Origin of the sequence: Anaerosphaera multitolerans (assembly GCF_004006535.1) — a bacterium.
GTDB lineage: Bacteria > Bacillota > Clostridia > Tissierellales > Peptoniphilaceae > Anaerosphaera > Anaerosphaera multitolerans.
Window position 1 is genome coordinate 41,581 of record NZ_RLIH01000001.1, and the last position, 18,168, is coordinate 59,748.

Annotated in this window: 17 protein-coding genes; 2 read left to right on the forward strand and 15 right to left on the reverse strand. The window is 33.0% G+C overall.

All coding sequences use genetic code 11. The features are described from left to right. Positions 1–19: 19 nt before the first annotated feature. On the reverse strand, positions 20–1,561 hold the full coding sequence (locus tag EF514_RS00180; RefSeq protein WP_205666341.1) for a sigma-54 interaction domain-containing protein: 1,542 nt from the start codon (positions 1,559–1,561) through the stop codon (positions 20–22). A 221-nt stretch (positions 1,562–1,782) separates the two neighbouring features. On the opposite strand from EF514_RS00180, the gene EF514_RS00185 reads away from it, so the two are divergent. Beyond that, positions 1,783–3,090 (forward strand): Na+/H+ antiporter NhaC family protein, encoded by a 1,308-nt coding sequence (locus EF514_RS00185; RefSeq protein WP_127722608.1) that lies wholly within the window; start codon positions 1,783–1,785, stop codon positions 3,088–3,090. Between the two features lie 20 nt (positions 3,091–3,110). Here the strand turns inward: EF514_RS00185 and EF514_RS00190 are convergent, their stop codons facing one another. Both EF514_RS00190 and EF514_RS00195 read right to left on the reverse strand, forming a co-directional pair. After that, the gene (locus EF514_RS00190) at positions 3,111–3,623 is read right to left on the reverse strand and encodes a dihydrofolate reductase (RefSeq protein WP_127722610.1); all 513 of its coding nucleotides are present in this window, start codon (positions 3,621–3,623) and stop codon (positions 3,111–3,113) included. A gap of 14 nt (positions 3,624–3,637) precedes the next feature. Continuing rightward, positions 3,638–3,949: a hypothetical protein gene (locus EF514_RS00195; RefSeq protein ID WP_127722612.1), complete on the reverse strand. Its 312-nt coding sequence runs from the start codon at positions 3,947–3,949 to the stop codon at positions 3,638–3,640. A gap of 375 nt (positions 3,950–4,324) precedes the next feature. Between EF514_RS00195 and EF514_RS00200 the strand changes: the two genes are divergently transcribed. Further along, positions 4,325–5,941: an alkaline phosphatase gene (locus EF514_RS00200; protein ID WP_127722614.1), complete on the forward strand. Its 1,617-nt coding sequence runs from the start codon at positions 4,325–4,327 to the stop codon at positions 5,939–5,941. Positions 5,942–6,168: 227 nt separating this feature from the next. Here the strand turns inward: EF514_RS00200 and EF514_RS00205 are convergent, their stop codons facing one another. The 12 genes from EF514_RS00205 to rpoN form a co-directional block, all read right to left on the reverse strand. Beyond that, positions 6,169–7,107: a magnesium transporter CorA family protein gene (locus EF514_RS00205; protein ID WP_127722616.1), complete on the reverse strand. Its 939-nt coding sequence runs from the start codon at positions 7,105–7,107 to the stop codon at positions 6,169–6,171. Positions 7,108–7,413: 306 nt separating this feature from the next. Next, on the reverse strand, positions 7,414–8,046 hold the full coding sequence (locus EF514_RS00210; protein WP_127722618.1) for a V-type ATP synthase subunit D: 633 nt from the start codon (positions 8,044–8,046) through the stop codon (positions 7,414–7,416). A gap of 10 nt (positions 8,047–8,056) precedes the next feature. After that, positions 8,057–9,436 carry a V-type ATP synthase subunit B gene (locus tag EF514_RS00215; RefSeq protein WP_127722620.1) on the reverse strand — a complete coding sequence of 460 codons (1,380 nt, stop codon included), beginning with the start codon at positions 9,434–9,436 and terminating at the stop codon, positions 8,057–8,059. A 4-nt stretch (positions 9,437–9,440) separates the two neighbouring features. After that, entirely contained in the window at positions 9,441–11,204 is a 1,764-nt protein-coding gene (locus EF514_RS00220) for a V-type ATP synthase subunit A (protein ID WP_127722622.1), read from the reverse strand. Further along, on the reverse strand, positions 11,201–11,827 hold the full coding sequence (locus EF514_RS00225) for a hypothetical protein (protein ID WP_127722624.1): 627 nt from the start codon (positions 11,825–11,827) through the stop codon (positions 11,201–11,203). Before EF514_RS00225 ends, EF514_RS00220 begins: the two co-directional genes overlap by 4 nt. 11 nt (positions 11,828–11,838) lie before the next feature. Then, on the reverse strand, positions 11,839–12,147 hold the full coding sequence (locus EF514_RS00230; protein ID WP_127722626.1) for a V-type ATP synthase subunit F: 309 nt from the start codon (positions 12,145–12,147) through the stop codon (positions 11,839–11,841). After that, positions 12,147–12,569, reverse strand: a complete 423-nt coding sequence (locus tag EF514_RS00235; protein ID WP_127722628.1) for an ATP synthase subunit C — start codon at positions 12,567–12,569, stop codon at positions 12,147–12,149. Before EF514_RS00235 ends, EF514_RS00230 begins: the two co-directional genes overlap by 1 nt. After that, the gene (locus tag EF514_RS00240; RefSeq protein ID WP_240648969.1) at positions 12,570–14,504 is read right to left on the reverse strand and encodes a V-type ATP synthase subunit I; all 1,935 of its coding nucleotides are present in this window, start codon (positions 14,502–14,504) and stop codon (positions 12,570–12,572) included. A 14-nt stretch (positions 14,505–14,518) separates the two neighbouring features. After that, positions 14,519–15,547 carry a V-type ATPase subunit gene (locus tag EF514_RS00245; protein WP_127722632.1) on the reverse strand — a complete coding sequence of 343 codons (1,029 nt, stop codon included), beginning with the start codon at positions 15,545–15,547 and terminating at the stop codon, positions 14,519–14,521. Next, positions 15,540–15,869, reverse strand: coding sequence for a hypothetical protein (locus EF514_RS00250; RefSeq protein ID WP_127722634.1), 330 nt, complete (start codon positions 15,867–15,869; stop codon positions 15,540–15,542). The genes EF514_RS00245 and EF514_RS00250 overlap by 8 nt, the downstream gene beginning before the upstream one ends. 97 nt (positions 15,870–15,966) lie before the next feature. Further along, positions 15,967–16,542 (reverse strand): glycoside hydrolase family 73 protein, encoded by a 576-nt coding sequence (locus EF514_RS00255; RefSeq protein WP_127722636.1) that lies wholly within the window; start codon positions 16,540–16,542, stop codon positions 15,967–15,969. Continuing rightward, the gene (gene rpoN / locus EF514_RS00260; protein WP_127722638.1) at positions 16,532–17,863 is read right to left on the reverse strand and encodes an RNA polymerase factor sigma-54; all 1,332 of its coding nucleotides are present in this window, start codon (positions 17,861–17,863) and stop codon (positions 16,532–16,534) included. Before rpoN ends, EF514_RS00255 begins: the two co-directional genes overlap by 11 nt. Positions 17,864–18,168 lie beyond the last annotated feature (305 nt).

Sequence of the window (18,168 nt, forward strand, 5' to 3'; positions counted from 1 at the left end):
TTGTATTCAATTTTAAATCCTATTTCCATTCTTCATCTTCTATTTCATATTTTTTAATCCTATTTAACAACAGAGTATGCGTTACATTTAACTCCTTTGCAGCAGCCCTTACTGAGGGATTCTTCCTCAAAGCCTTTAAAATAAAATTTCTTTCAAAGGCACTTACAGCAGAATTTAAGTCACTACATTTAGCAACACCATCTTTTGCTTCACTATCAAAAATAATGTCCTCTTCTTTTATTTCCTCAGACTTTGAAAGAACTATTGCTCTTTCAAGGACACTTTGCAACTCTCTAATATTTCCGGGCCAACTGTAAAGTTTTAATTTTTCCTTAGCTTCTTGTGACAACTTTAAGTTTCCTCTATCATACCTATTGGAAATCACTTTTAAAAAATGGTCTATAATTATATCAAAATCCCTAGGTCGTTGCCTAATTGAAGGAATTTCAAGGGTAAATACATTTAACCTGTTGTATAAGTCCTGTCTGAATTTCTTTTCTTCAATTGCCCTTTCCAAATCCTTACTAGTTGCCGCTATAATTTTTACATTTAAGTCTATTTCCCTATCTGAGCCTATGGGCTTAAGTTTTTTATCCCTTATTACTTCAAGTAACTTTGTCTGTAGGTGGATGTTCATCTCACCTATTTCATCTAAAAATACAGTTCCGCCATTTGTTAAATCAAAGATTCCTCTTTTAGAACCTCCTTTAACTCCTTCAATGCCGCCGGATTCATATCCGAATAAGTCGGACTCCAATAGTTCCTCCGGAATTGTAGCACAGTTAATACCCACAAAGGGTTTTGAAGCTCTATCACTTTCTGCATGAATAGCCCTTGCAAACATTTCCTTACCTGTACCCACCTCCCCTTTAAGAAGTATGGGATTATCCATATAGGCAAAACTTTTAGCCGCTTCCGTTACTTTTATAAAATTTTCATCTTCTCCGATAATATCTTCAAAGGTTATGTAGTTATCAAAGGAATAACCCAATACAGCTTCCTTTAAAGTCAGCAAAAAGCCACAAAATATTCTCTCTTCCGAATATAAATCATTTATGCTTAATAAGTAGGTTCCAGTTTCCAAATCAATTTTTTTATCTTTAAAACTGTTGAAACTTCTAATACTTCCATTTCCGCCAATATATTCCGCTAAATCCGAATCTGCTATAAACTTGGAAATTTCCGCTCCCACTTCAAGCCCCTTTAAAGCATCTAGGGCCTCGTTGTTAAAATATTCCACGACACCTTTCGTACTGAGCATTACCACCCCTTCATTTAATAAGTTCAATACTCCCTTTAACTCTATGTCCTTTTCTTCAAAAGCCATTATGTCAACTATTTCCATGTAGTCAAAACCATAGACTTCCTTCCACTCTTTTTCAATTATTTTAAGAGCGTCTTCTGAAATATAGGGCAGCTTTAAATAAATTATATTGCTATATACTTCCATAGATATAATATAGACGTCATATTTCTTTAATATACTTAAAATATCAAAGGTAAGATGAGGCCTATTAATATGAAATATTATTTTAATTCTTATTATTTCCAAAACTCCCACCTAACTTCCAAGTCTTTGGTTTAAATTCATTCCATTTTCCCTTTGAGTATTGCCACCTTTTTGTTAAATGGTTTAAATTTATTCCTTCTAGTTTGAATTATACACCAACTCCACTATAAATTTCCACTGTTTTTTAAAAAATAATACTTTTTTAAAAAAATTTTTAGAAATTTAAAACTTTTCCTATATAATCAAAGTAGAACTTTTAAGGAGGAATTTTTTTGGAAATTGTAGTTTTAACCTTATTTACACTTTCGCTTTTAATTTGTATTTTTTTTAATATATCCATTTTATATGCATTAATAATCGGATATATTATATTTTTCTCCTATGCACTACTAAAAAAACACAATCTTTTAGAAATTTTAAAGATGTCTTTTTTGGGAATTCTAACAATTAAAAATATTTTAATCGTTTTTGTTTTAATAGGTATGTTAACGGCAGTTTGGAGAGCATCGGGTACCATTGCTTTTATAGTTTTTCATAGCTCCAAATTAATAAGCCCCTCTGCATTTTTACTGGCTATTTTTTTATTAAATTGTTTAATCTCTCTTCTAATGGGAACATCCTTTGGTACAGCCGGTACCATGGGTATAATTTCAATGATAATGGCCAACACTTTAAATATAAATCCCCTTTATTCAGGAGGAGCCATATTATCAGGCTGTTTCTTTGGAGATCGTTGTTCTCCCATGTCTACAAGCGCTCTACTAATAAGTGAATTAACTAGAACAGACATCTATACAAATATTAAAAATATGCTTAAAACATCTATAATTCCCTTTATTGCCGTATGCCTACTCTATATAGCTCTAGGACTTAAGTACAAAGTCAGTACTGTTGATGCAAGTATTTCCAACCTGCTATCCAGCAATTTCAATTTACATTGGGTAACTGTAATACCGGCTCTTTTAATAATTATCCTATCTCTTTTAAAGATAAGCGTTAAATACACAATGGCTTTAAGTATTATAATTTCAAGTATAATCTGCCTTAAACTACAAAATTTGGAATTATCTCAACTGTTAAACTTCCTGCTCACAGGGTACAAAACTTCCAATTTGGAAGTAAACAATATTATTAGCGGTGGTGGAATTGCCTCAATGGTAAATGTATTTTTTATAGTCCTTATATCTTCATCCTATGCAGGAATATTTAAGGGCACAGGTTTATTAGATAACATTAAGGAAAAGATTTTTAAAATAAGTAGAAAATTAAATCCTCTAAAAACTACATTTCTAGTATCAATAGTCACCTCCATAGTTGCCTGTAATCAAACTTTGGCAATTATACTTACTGACCAACTTTGTTCCGACATCTATGAGGATAAGGAGATTTTTGCTTTAAATCTTGAAAATACTGTAGTAACTATTGCTCCTCTAGTTCCATGGTCCATAGCCAGTGCAGCTCCTCTATCAGCAATAGGAGCCCCCACAGGCAGCATTGTTTTTGCCTTTTTCCTATACCTTTTGCCCCTTTGGACTTTACTTTATGATTTTAAATTTAAAAAAAATAAAAAACCTGCTTAATCCAATAAGCAGGCCTATTTTTATTTACCTATTCTTTCATAATCTACATATTTGTACTTAATTCCTTTATAGTCTTTAATTTCCGACTCCCAAACCACTTTCCAATTTTTATCTTCATCTAAATTTATCATTACAGTGTCACTTTTTTCATAGCCTTTTAAAATTTTCGTAATATAAGCCTTGCTGCAATTATTATAAAGCTGCTTAAGTACATTTGCACCGCCAATTACAAAAATTTCTCTACCGTCATCTAATTTATTTAACAAGTCATCTAATTCCTCTAGGCTGCCAACAGTATAAGTATCTTCACCATGAATTTCTCTGCTTTTAGTCAATATTATGTTAGTTCTTCCCTTTAAAGGTCTTTGATTTGGCAAAGCCTCAAAAGTTCTTCTTCCCATAATAATTATATTGCCGTAGGTCAATTCCTTAAATCGCTTTAAATCTTCCGGAATTTCAACGATTAAACCTCCATCTAAACCTATTGCCCAATTTTCATCAGCAATAAAAATTAAACTCATATTATCTTTCATTTTCCACCCCTTCTTTAATTATATTTTTTCTGAACTATAAAAAAATTTATTACAGCTACAGCTATGGATAAAATAAAAACTATATTTCCCAATTTCACTATATTAAAAAAATAGCTTAGACCAATGGCCGCCATTCCAAGAGCTAAAAAGTAAATTACAAGGGCAAATTCCTCACAGTATTTATCTCTTTCCTTTTTTCTAACATTTTTATATAGAAAGGGTCTTAATAATTCAATTTTATGCTTTTTTCCTATTAGATATCCTCCATAGAAAAATATAACGCCCACCACTATAAATATAAGTGCCATTATTGAAGTACTGTCCATCTTATCCTCCTAGAATTATAATAATTAAATTATAGCACATTATCTTTTAATTATTTTAACTCTAATTACTCACATACTAAAAGTTTACAAATATCCAGGACTTTACTAAAAATTTAAAATTACATTAACTATACAATAGTTACCCACTGAAATTAATATTCTAAACTCAGATTTAAAATTTGTCTGTATTGCTAAAATACTGAAGATACTCTATAAATATACCGCCAATAAATCCTATAATTTAAAAAATTAAAACTTTTAACAAAGAAATAACTTTACATTTCGACAAAATACTATACCTTTTATTTACTCCATATACATAGTTTATTTACTTCTCTTTGATATATTCTATTTAAATTAACAAGGAGGATTTATATGAAATTTAGTAAAAAGTTGTCAGTTATTGCCCTTTCGGCTGTCTTGCTACTACCTTCCAACGTATTTGCAAAGACTGAAGATTACGGCAGTGCCAAAAATGTAATAGTTATGATTCCCGATGGAATGAATATTGAATCTCTTACCACTTCCCGATGGATGAGTGATGATTTCAGCCTAACTCTTGATTCAATGGCTACGGGATTAGTTAGGACTAACAACGCCAATACGCCAATTGCAGATTCGGCTCCTGCAGGAACTGCCATGGCTACAGGAGTTAAAACGGAATCTCCCTTTGTAGGAACCTACCCTTCAAGTGCATCTATGCCCGGAGCGGAAACCTTTGAAGAAAAGCGAAGTAAAATGCCTATTGCAAACGTACTTGAAGGGGCTAAAAGATTGGAAAAATCTACGGGAATAATTTCCACTTCCAACATTCAACATGCAACACCTGCTGACTTTTCAGCTCACCATATTAACAGAAATGCCATGGAGGAATTAGCCGAGCAGCAAGTATATCAAGATATGGATGTAGTATTGGGAGCAGGTTCCAAGTACTTGGAAAAGGAAAATCGTAAAGATGGAGAGGATTTAATCGCTGAATTAAAAACTCTTGGATACGATTATATAACCACACCCACCGAACTAAAAAACTCCACTTCAGATAAAATTTGGGGAATGTTTGGCGAAACAGAGCTTAGCTATGATATTGACAGAAATCCGGAAGAAGAACCCTCTCTTGCTGAAATGACAGAAAAGGCTCTTGAAGTACTATCTAAAAATGACAAGGGATTTTTCCTGATGGTTGAAGGTTCTAAAATAGACTGGGCGGCTCATGCCAATGATCCTGTGGGAATAAAGTCCGACGTACTTTCCTTTGACAAAGCAGTTAAAGTAGCTAAAGAATTTGCCGATAAAAATAAGGACACAGTAATTATTGCTGCAGCCGACCATGGAACGGGAGGAATGACCTTTGGAAATAACACCATAGCCAAAGGATATGACAAGGCTCCCTTAGAAGAATTTACTAAACACATTAAAAGCGCAAAATTTACAGGGCAGGAATTTGAAAATAAACTTAATGCTGAAAAATCTAACGTTAAGGAACTCATGGCTGAGGGTTACGGAATAGAGGACTTAACTGAAGAAGAAATTAACTCCGTAAAAACAGCCAAGGATGTACAGGCAGCTGTCGGAAAAATAGTAAGCTCAAGATCTAACATAGGTTGGACTACAGGAGGTCACGTTGGAGGAGATGTGGCACTTTACTGCTACTCCACTGCAGAGGGCGCAGAAGTTTTAAGCGGAACAGTTCACAATGCCGAAATCGGAAAATATGTAGAAGATCTATTTGATATGGACCTTAAAAAACTCACTGATGAACTTTACATTCCTGCCAGAGAAGGCTTTGAATCAAAGGGAGCTACAGTGGACTATGTAATGGAAAGCAAAGGAAATGCAGAGCTAGTAGTTACTAAGGATACTACAACATTAAGATTTCCAATGTATAAAAACTATGCAATAGTTGGAGATAAAGAAGTGGAATTAAATGGTCTTGTAATTCACAATGGCGATAAAGTCTACGTTCCTCAAAGCGCCATAGATTTAATAAAGTAAAATTTTAACATGCCTTCCTATTTAAATATAGAAAAAAGTAACGGGTTAAACGGGTACCCGTTATTTTTTATTAAATCTAAAACTTATAAACACTCCCTCTCTTTACTCTAAGATAATTCTAAGAAAAACTTTATATTTAAAAGTTTAAAATAAAAAACCATGTACCTATTCCCTTAGAAAAGATACATAGTTGTACTAAATTAATTTTTATAATAAACTTTAAATTTTTAAAGCACTTTTTTCTTCTTTAAAATTGTTATAGTCAAAATTACACTTAAAATCATTATTAAAAGGGCTACATAGTAGCCATACCTGCTTTTCAATTCAGGCATATATTCAAAATTCATTCCGTATAATCCCGTTATAACTGTTAGAGGCGTAGCTACTACAGTAAGTATTGTAAGCTTATTTACTAGATTATTAGTATGAGAAGTTACACTGCTATCGTATATTTCCATTAAATTTTCAGCCATTTCATAAATATCTGCAGAATATTCATAAAGCTTATTTATTTTAGCGTCAATATTGTGCAAGTATCTTAAATCATCTTTATCAAAAAACTCATTGTCATTTAATACCAGTTGATCTCCTACATATAAAAGCTGCCGATTTAATTTTTGAACTTGAAAACTTTCATTTTTTATACTAACTATGGAAGTTAACTCAAAGTTATTATGATCCTCTAAAATTAAGTTTTCAATATTTGCAAGCTTGGATTCAAAAAAGGAAAGGGCCTCAAACATTTTAGAAAAAACTCTATTTAAAAATTGATAGTATATAAATACTGTGGGATTGAATTTTTGAAAATCTGCAGCCATAAATTCCTCTATAATTATCCTTATGTAACTATTATAAATATAATGTAGCTTATCCGATAGAATAATTATCATATTCGGATTTAAAATAATATTTACCTTATCAAAGGACAGTTTTCCATCAATACTTTCATAGTAAATAAAATTTAAAAAATCAAAGTCCACCATGGATTCATAATGCACTTCCTCGGAAAGCTCCACATATCTGCCATATGATTTTAAGGAGGGTAGATTTTCCTCAGACCAAATCTTAAATTCTTCAATATCGGACATTATTAAATAGTAATTGTTTAAATTCAAATTATTTAAGTCCATTAATTGAATTTTTTCCGTAAGATTGTATATTTTCATAAATTCACCTCATAAAAAGTATAATATTGCCAGCATAATAATTTTTAAAACATCCCACTTTAACTTTTAATACCCAAAAAAGATAGTCAAACTTTAAAATCCAATTTGTTTATAGTATTCTAGCAAATAAAATCCATTGTAGTTTATATTCTAACAGATATTTAACTATCAATGTCTCTAAGTTGCTTATAGGGCTTTACTATTTATTTTTCACTTTAATTTTAAACCTGCCAATTAAAAAACCAACCTATTGAATTTCTTCAATTTTGGTCGGTTTAATTAAAACTATTTATTCTTCTATAAAAATTAACTCTTAATCACTTTTTTCTGTTTCTTGTCTTTTACCTTTTTCAACCTAAAGAAATCCTCTCTTTCTTTTTCAGAAAGAATTTCATCTATTTCCTTAACTATTTCTTCATACTTTGGAATTTGAATTTTTTCAAGGCCGTTGGCTCTTTTCTGTGTTTTTTTTATTTCCTGAGCTAATCTAAATACGCTGGTTTCAACCTGAGCCAATTCATATATCAGGTAACGAATGTTCTCCATATTTAAAGAGGCATCATCAAAGGCCGTAGTAGTTCTATGGAAGGAGTATTCCAAATTTTTACCCTTTTCCTCATAGTGAACTTGAGGAATTTCAACTCCCATTACGGACTTGGAGATAATCTCATAGTCCGGCTCCGGTTTTGAAGTCCTGGCAATGCTGTAAATTTCCTCTGCCCCCATAGTTACTATGGCATTTTCAAGAGATTCATAAGCTGCCCTAAAGGATTCTTCAATTTTATTTTGTAAATCCTGAGCTTTTTTATTAAGGTCCATCATCTCCTTAATTAAAACCGTCCTCTTTTTGTCCAGTAGGTTGTAACCCTTTTGAGCTAAATTTAAAGAGGACTTAGCTGCTATTAAGTTGGCCTTTGTAGGTACTACTTTATTTGCCATTTTCCTCACATCACCTTATATATTTTTCCTTTAACTTAGGATCAATTCTATCTAAACTTTCTTCAGGTAAAATCTTTAACAATTCCCATCCTAAATTTAAAGTGTATTCCATATCTCTATTTTCTTCAAAACCCTGGTTTAAAAACCAGCTTTCAAATTCATCTCCGAATTTTAAATACTTTCTATCTTCTTCAGATAGGTCTTCCGAGCCTATTATTTGTGCCAATGCTCTTATATCCTGCACCTTTGAATAGGAGGCAAATAATTGAGAGGATAAATCTCCATGGTCTTCTCTAGTATATCCCTCTCCAATTCCGTCTTTCATAAGTCTTGAAAGTGATGGAAGTACATCAATGGGCGGATAGATTCCCGATTGGTTTAAATCTCTTGAAAGCACTATCTGCCCCTCTGTAATATAACCTGTAAGGTCGGGAAGAGGGTGAGTTATATCGTCATTAGGCATAGTTAGAATCGGAATTAAGGTTACAGATCCTTCAATTCCCTTAATCATACCGGCTCTTTCATAGAGCATTGCCAAATTTGAATATAGGTATCCCGGATAGCCCTTACGCGAAGGAACTTCTTCTCTTGAAGAGGAAACTTCTCTTAATGCTTCTCCATAGGAGGTAATGTCCGTCATTATAACCAATACGTGTTTATGTTCCTCATAGGCTAGGTACTCCGCTGCTGTCAAAGCGCATTTAGGAGCTATTAACCTTTCCATTATGGGATCATCTGCATAGTTTACATACATTACCACCTTTTCAGATACTCCGGCATTGTTAAAGGTTTGGAAAAAATAATTTGCCTCATCATGTTTTACTCCTATTGCTGCAAATACAATGGCAAAATCTCCTCCTTCAGAACCCTCCTCAGCTATTTTAGCCTGTCTTACTATTTGAGCTGCAAGTTCATTATGAGGAAGACCTGAGCCAGAAAATATGGGAAGCTTCTGTCCTCTTATTAAAGTCATAAGTGCATCTATAGAGGAAATTCCCGTTTGAATATAATTTCTGGGATAGCGTCTTGATACGGGATTTATAGGTCTTCCGTTTATATTGTAAAATTTATCGGAATAGATGTCTCCTCCCTTGTCAATAGGTCTTCCTATTCCGTCAAAGGTACGTCCCAAAATTTCCTTTGATAGCGGAATTTCAAAGGGTCTGTTTTCAAAAAGCACTCTGGAGTTATTTGTGGAAACGCCTAAATTATCTCCAAAGACTTGTACTAAGGCGGAATCTCCATCTATCTTTACAACTTGTCCCATCATTTCCCTGCTGTCTTCAGTGGACTTTATCCTAACTACCTCGCCAAAGGAAACTCTGTGTAAATTGGAAAGTTCAATAAGCGAGCCTTCAACTTTATCTAATTGTAAATATTCTTTTTTCATTTAATCACCCGCCGTACTTAACTTCTAAATTACTGTAGAAGTCCCTAATTTTATTATTTAATGTTACAAACTTTTGAAGTTGGTCATTTTCAATATCATACTTCATATTTATAACTTCTCCGTAAATAGAAGAATCCCTTACCTTTGATATTGGAATTGATTTAGCAATGGCGCTTTTCCCGCTTTCATAAAGTATATCTATGGTATTTAACATTTCATATTGCTTTTCCAAGGGTACAAAAGTATCAATTTTATTAAAGGCATTTTGCTGTAAGAAGCCAACTTTTAAAACTCTACAAATTTCCAGCACCAGCCTTTGGTCATCAGGCAGCACATCTTCTCCCACAAGCATTACAATTTCATTTAACTTGGTCTCTTGATGGAGTAAATCTAAAAACTTAGATCTAAGTCCCATTAAATCTCCATCTAATCTCATATCATAGTAATCTTCAAGTCTTGATGTATAACCTGAATAGGAATTGTTCCAATTTATGGCAGGGTAGTGTCTTGAATAGGCAAGCTCCTTGTCCAAAGCCAAAAACACATTAACAAATCGCTTTGTATTTTCCGTAACAGGTTCGGAGAAATCTCCTCCCGCAGGGGATACTGCTCCAATTAAAGTTACGGAACCATCTTTTCCGGAAAAAGTACTTACATATCCCGCTCTTTCATAAAACTGGGCAATACGCGATGGCAGATAGGCAGGGTACCCCTCTTCTGCCGGCATCTCCTCAAGTCTTCCGGATATTTCACGAAGTGCCTCTGCCCAACGGGAAGTTGAATCTGCCATTAGAGCCACATGGTAGCCTTGGTCTCTAAAATATTCCGCCATAGTAACTCCTGTGTAGATGCTGGCCTCTCTTGCTGCCACAGGCATATTTGATGTGTTTGCGATTAAAATAGTCCTAGCCATTAAGGACTTTCCCGTATTGGGGTCTATAAGTTTTGGAAATTCCTCTAAGACGTCAGTCATCTCATTTCCTCTTTCTCCACAACCTATATAGACAATAATGTCAGCGTCACAATACTTGGCAATCTGATGTTGGGTCATGGTCTTACCCGTTCCAAATCCTCCCGGAATAGCCGTAGTTCCACCCTTTGCCAAAGGAAAGAATACATCAAAAACCCTTTGTCCCGTTACCAGCAACTTATCTATGGTCTTTCTTTCCTTAACAGGTCTTGAAATACGAACAGGCCAATTTTGGTACATCTTCACCCTGTGAATTTTACCATCTTTATCTTTAACTTCAATTAAATTTTCTTCTATATTGTAATTTCCGTTTTCAACAGCTTTAATTACCGTTCCATTAACCCCAATGGGAATTAAAAGTCTATGCTCAATAATTTCAGTTTCAGGTACTGTTCCAAAAATTTGACCTTCTTTTACTTTGTCGCCTGTTTTAACATTTAAGCTTACTTTCCATAGCTTTTCTTCATCTAGGGAAAGTAAACCTATTCCCTCAGGCATAAAATTCCCGTGATCCGCCCTAATTTTATCCAGCGGTCTTTGGATACCGTCAAACATATTGGAAATCATACCCGGTCCCAACTTCACCGAAAGAGGACTTCCCGTAGGTGTTATCTCCTCATCTCTTTTTAAACCCTCAGTTTCTTCGTAGACTTGAATAGTTCCCAAATCTCCATCTATGGAAATAACCTCTCCTATTAACTTCTTAGTTCCCACTACTACCATTTCCCTAAGCTTAAATTGGGACATACCTCTTCCAATTACCACCGGACCGTTAATGGTCTTTATATAACCCTTCACTTATCTTCACCAGCTTTTTTTAATGCGAAATGGAGAAGTTTACCAATATCATACCTGCTGTCCTCTATTTTATTCCTTAAAGTACAATCTATAACATAGGTGTTTTCAAAATTTGACAATGTAAATCCGCCGATGTCTCTTAAAGAAAGTTCTTGAAATTCCAGTTTCATTCCTTTCTTCTCTCCAATTTCTCTAAACTTCTTTGTAAATTTCTCCTCATCTTCTTTTAAAATTTCCACTTTGTATTCTCCCGGACCAATATCTTCAATAGCCCTTTTAAATACACCTTCTATAAAATACTCATATTCCTCGGTTTTTGTAAAGTTAAAAGCCTTTTCACAAAGCTCTTGGATAAGCTCACTTAAAAGTTCCTCATCTTTTTGAAGTTCAAGTATTCTCCCCTCTTCATTGGCTTGGGTGATTCTCTCACTTCCCTGTCTCTTTGCCAAATGAATTCTTCTACTTATAACTTCGGATTTCATATCCTCTAGCTCTTTTTCTTTACTTTGCAATTCTATTTTAATTCTGTCTTGCTCAGCTTTAAGCTTTTCCCTACATTCCCTTTCCTTATCAAGAAATACGATTTTTTCAAAAATATTTATTTTATTTTCAAGTAAAATCATGCCATCCCTCTTTAATCAACTTTAATTCCCACAGACTCTTTAATATATCTCATTATTAAATCTCTGTCCTTTAAACCGCTCCTATCAGGTACTGCCACTACTAAGGGCAACTTTCTCGAAAGCTTCACCTCTATAACGTCTCTTTCAATTTCCTTAAAGTCATCTTCCGTTAAGATAATAATTCCAATATTTTCACTGTTTTTGTATTTTTTAAAATTCTCTTTAAGAACTTCTTTATTTTTACAGTAAATGCCCTCAATTCCTGAAAGTCTAAGCCCTGCTAAGACGTCCATATTTCTTGAAATTACCAGTGATTTCATTACAATCTACCCAATATTAAGATGGATATTATAAGTCCGTAGATGGCAATACCTTCAGCCAATCCTATAAATATTAAAGTCTTACCGAAAAGGGAGGGATCTTCAGAAACTGCACCTATGGCTGAAGAGCCTACATTTCCTACTGCAATTCCCGTTCCCAAAGCTGCAAGTCCTGTTGAAAGTGCTGCTCCTAAAAAGCCAAGTCCGCTTGATGAAGTAGGTGTTGCCGATGCGGCACTTACACTATGAGGTATCACTACTATTAAAGCCAAAGCTAAAGTCGGTATAAAGGCTAATAGATTAAACTTTATAAATCTTTTTAACTTCTTGCTACTCCCCTCTTTTGCCGCATAATTATAATATATTCCAACTCCAATAGTACTTAAAATTATTATTGTAGCTACAATTAAAATCTTTTCCATTTATTTTTCCTCCAATTCCACTTTCTCGGCCACAAATTCATAGCCGTCACCTTTATAGTACTTACTGAACATTTCATAATATTCAAGTCTTAAACTTTGAATAAATACTATTAAGCCCTCTAAACCTATAATTAATATATTTCCAAATAGCAGTGCTATAAAATTTCCTACGCTGTTTCCCGTCATCTCTCCAATAGTTTGGAAAGCCAAAAACAAACCTACGTGGTTAATGGCAAAGGCCCCCACTCTTATAAAGGAAATAATATTACTTAAAATTGATATTAAAGCCTCTATAAGTGAAAAAGAACCCTCCACATAATATCCGCTTACATCTCCGTTTTCATAGCTTATCTTTTTCCCCATAAGCTTTTGAGTTAACGGTCTTTTGAAAATTAAAAGCAGTATGCAAATTAAAAGCAGTCCAAGAGAAACACCTGTGGGGATAATGGTAATATCACCCATAAACGAAACTCCCAAATTTGTAATTACTAAAAAAATTACAAAACCTGCAATACCTTCTTTCCCAAAAAGCAACTCCTCAATTTCTTTTGACCTGTACTTATTTATAAAACCTAGAAAATAGGATATTGACAATAACACTATTCCAAAGGCTATGGAAATAATCAAAACCTGATTTATATTGTCAAAGGGACGTATCCACAAAGCAGGGATTATTTCCTCGGAGCCAAAAACAGAACCGTAAAGCACTCCAAAGATCATAGATGCAATCCCAAGTCGCGTGAGTATTCTTCCCAAATCCACACCCTTTACCTTGTAGATAAATAGTCCTCCCAAGAAAAATACCAATCCCTGTCCCAAATCTCCAAACATAGCTCCAAAGAGAATCATATAGGTAATCCCCAAAAACAATGTGGGGTCTATTTCCTTATAATTTGGAACTCCGTACATTTTTAAAAGTGATTCAAAGGGTTTTATAAAACTGTTGTTTTTTAACTTTGTGGGAGGTACCATCTTCTCCTCGTTGGGATCCTTAAAGTTAAAACTTACACCTTTATGCTTTGATAAAAGTGAAGCTATTTCATCACAATCCGAAACTCCCACCCAAGCTGCCAAGTAAAAGTACCTTCTAGACCTTGCCATACTTCCCTTTACTTCTTCAAGTTTTTCATTTAAAAGCATTCTAGCCAAAAGTTTCTTTATTAAATCTTCTTTATCTCTTAGCAAGCTATCTCTGTAATTTACTATCTCCTCTTCTTCTTTTAAAAGTTCCTTAGTTTCCCTTTCAAAATCCTCTAAAACTTCTTGTGCAGTACCTGTGTACTTGCCCGTAATGTCCACTTCTTCCCAGTTTAAGCTTCTGAGAATTCTATCTATCTCATTGGAAACTTCCTTCGGATAAATTGCAAGATATACCTCGCCATCTTCCGTGGACTTGGTGTGAAAAATTAAGGCGGCAATATTTCCATAATTGTTTTTTAATTTTAATCTGCCCTCTCTGTCAAGTACTCCAAATCGAACGTTAAAATATTCCAAATTGGCAAGCTGCGAAAGATCTATATCCACATTTTCAAAATACTTATAATTGCCACTAATTCTTTCATTGGTTTCAAGTTCTTCTCTAATTTCTTTAAGTCTGTCCACTTTCGGCTTTAAAATCTCATAGTACTTATTAAAGTCAATTTCCAAATTTGTACTTTCCACAAATTCTCTTTCAATGGACTTAATTCCGAAAAATTCCATTAGCTCTTTTGCTCTTTTTACAGTTACCTCTTTACTTTCATCTTTTTCAAAGGGAACTACATAGTTAAACTCCAAAATTTTTTCAAGTTCTTTTTGATCTTCCAAACTAAAGGAAAATTCATTATTCTCTATTTCCCTCTGGGCATTTATAATATTGACCTTTTTGCTTTTTAAAATGTCAATTAGTACTCCGTCCATTACAGACAGTTTCCCTATAACATTTAATTTTTTCATTTTTTCAACGGCCATTAAACTTCACTTCCTTTATAACTTCTCGCTAAAAATTTAAGTTTTTCTTCAAAAGAAATGTCAAACCTTGTAGTCTCCATTATTGAACTTATATCTTTAACTTCAAAATCCAATAAAAAGGTATATGCTAAATATTTTCCTATAGTTAAGTTTCCCTTTTTAGATTCCCTTTTCGCAAGATAGTACAGGTACCTTCTCAATCTTCTGTCCATATAAATATCTGTATTTTCAGAATCAAAGAGAAATTTATACTCCGAATTTAATACTTGTTCCACTAAACCGTCTACATTTTCCACATAGCACAGTTTTTTTAAATCTTCATACTTTAATTTATTGCCACCTAAAATACAAAAGTTTATTAACTCCTCGGGAAGCAGGTTGTAGTGTTTTAAGCCTCTGTAAATCCAGTTTATATTCAATAGGTCGATTTTACTTCCCACTAACTTTAAAACACTTCCATAATCCTTCTTAGGTAAGGTCTTAGAAGATTCCACTAGAGAATTGTAGTAAAGTTTATCCAGATTCATCTCCATATAAAAAAGTATTACATCGTCGCTTTCATTTTCATAAGCATGTAATACTTTATAATATCGGCTATGTTTTAAACTATTGATAAAGGAATGTAGCGTGGAGTCTTCTGTTAATTTAAAACTTTCCTCCACCTGTAATTTTTTTAAATCAAAATCACTTAATTCTTTTTGTTTTAGAGCTCTAAGTATCCTTTTTATATCAACAATCTCAAATTCTGACATCAATGCTTCTGAAAATTTTCTGTAATCTCCAGAAAAATAATGACTTACCTTTTCTAATTGTCTCTTTCTATACTGCCTCATTTTATATTGAACTTCATAAGTTCTATCATATAGGTTTAATTGACTGCCAATTTCTGAATTGTTTTGCAGGTAGCCAATAATTTCTTTAACTGATTTAAGATGTGAAAGTTCAATATAATCATTATCTTTAAGGAGTTTGGAATTTAACTTTCCAACTTTTGCATTTACAGCAGCTAAACTTGCTGTTCTACTCATTATTACCATCCTTATTTAAAATGAACTCATTAAAAACTTTATCTATTAGGTATTTCTTGTTTTTTTCATAGAGAAGATCCACCTTTTTAAGTTTCTCTCTATTTTCTCTTTCTTTTTTCTCCGCTTCCGCTTTGGACTGATTAATTATTTTGTCAAATTCTTCCTGAGCTGTTATCTTTGCATCTTCTATGGCTTTATTTTCCATATCCGTTGCTTTTTTTCTGAAGTCCTCTCTAAGCTCTTCGATTTTTTCTTCCGTTTCTTTTACCAAGATTTGAGTTTTTTCATCAATTTTGATTATTTCATCAATTTGACCTTTCACTTTATCCCTTCTTTCAGTTCATATTTAAGAACTATATACTGTTATACCACTTTTTAGAAAAAAAGAAAGGGCTTTAAACAATATTTTTCAAAGGCCCTTAATTTATAGTTTCAATATCCAATTCATGGAGATTGTATTCTTCAATTAAATCTATTATCTTTTGAGAATAATTAGGATCAGTGGCATATCCGCTTTCATATAAAGCAACAGCTGCCTCCTCATAGTTTTTAGCCCTTCTTACGCTTTCATACCTCCCGGCTTCTGTAATTAATTTCGCATAATCATTAAAACTTTCTTCCTTAGTATTATACCTTCTAAAATTTTCCTTTAAGGTAACTTCCTCACCGTCAATATATTCGGAAGTATTTAATCCCACTGCATTTTCTCCTGAATTTGATTTAATCCCAAAGTAGTTTTTATACTCAGTGGAAAGTTCGGACCTCCCAAAATTGCTCTCCAATGCTGACTGGGCCAAAGTAACACTTGGAAATAATTTATATTTCTTGGAAACTTCCATTGCCAAATACTTTGTATTTTCCAAATATTCCTCTCTGGGATTTACTCTATCTCTGGAAAGTACTAAAATAAACAGCGTAATTAAAAACAACAGCCCTCCAAAGAAAATAAAAGCACATCCACCGCCTTTTTTTCTCTTATATCCTCTATTTGCCATTAAAGCTCCTTCTATTTTTAGCTGAACCTATTCCCAGTTCACTTCTATATTTTGCAATAGTTCTTCTATTAATATCAATTCCTTTTTTATTTATAATATCTGTAATCTTTTGGTCAGAAAGGGGTTTTAGCTTATCTTCGTTTTCAATTATATCAATTAACAGTTTTTCAATATAATCCTTTGAAACACTTCCTCCACTGGCACTTATTGAAGTGGAAAAGAAATATTTCATAGGAAAAATTCCTTTGTTACTCTGTAGATATTTATTTTTAGTAACTCTGGAGACTGTTGATTCGGAGATTCCCAAAGCCTCAGCCACATCTTTTAGTGTCATCGGCTTTAAAGGGGAGCCATAAAGAAAAAAGTCCCTTTGCCTTTCCACAATTTCTTTAGATACCTTTCTTATATTCTCCATTCTCTGTTCAATGGAATTTATTAAAAACATAGTTCTGGAAAACTTATCATTTAAATACTTTTTAGTTTCATCATCTATATCTCTCTCCAACATTTTTAAGTAGTATTCATTAACTGCTATATTTGAACTTCCCTCTCCCTCAAAACTTAAAGTCAATTCCTCTCCCTCAACTTCTACAAAAACCTCAGGTCTTATATATACTGTAGGTTCCTGAGAAGTATCAAATCCGGAACCCGGTTTTGGATTTAACTTTTTAATTTTCTCTATGTTTTCCAAGGTTTCTTCTATGGAAATATTTAAATTTTTTGCAATTTTATTTATTCTGTTTTCAGATATATCCTCAAGGTGATATTCTATAATTCCCTTTAATACATCGTCACCATCTTCAATTTGCAAAAGTAAACACTCTCTTAAATCTCTTGCGCCTATACCTCTAGGTTCAAATTGCCAAATTTTTTTTAAAATATAAAAGACATCATGCGTATCCACATTTAATATGTCCGACGCCTCATTTAAATCAATTTTTAAATAACCACTGCTATCTATATTATCAACTAAAAATTCTCCTATTTTCTTTTCCGCTTTAGTTAATTTTAAAGCATCTAATTGTTCCATTAAGACATCTCTTAACAGAACCTTTGAAGATATATATCTCTCATAGGAACTTTCTTCCTCATCAGGTACTCCATAGTAATCTTCTTTTTTTTCTCCTCTTCGCTTTAAAAATTCAACGGTTTTTTTTCTTTCAACTTCTCCCTGGTAATCTACGAATATATTTTCCTCTGATTCCTTCATTAAAAAATCTTCAAGCTCCATTGAGTTTAATTCTATAATCTCTATAGCTTGAATTAACTGTGTCGTCAAATTTAATTGTTGAACTTGATTTAATTTAATGTTTAAATCCATAATATCACCATAACTATTATACCACAGAGGTCTAATACCTTATCTTGCTAAATTGTTTTAATAGCAGATAAATAAATAAAAAAGAGAGCGAATAAAATATTTTCAAAAACTAATATTTTTAATTCACTCTCTTTAATTTGCTGACAATTTCACCCAACCCAAATCTTTTAATTCTATCAATTTCTCTATCTACCTTCTGTTCATATAAAATTTTCGACAATTTAATCTTTTTAACTGTTTTTTCAATTAATCGATATCATCTAATTTAGCTCTTACTAAACTTAAAATCCCACGAATTACTTTTC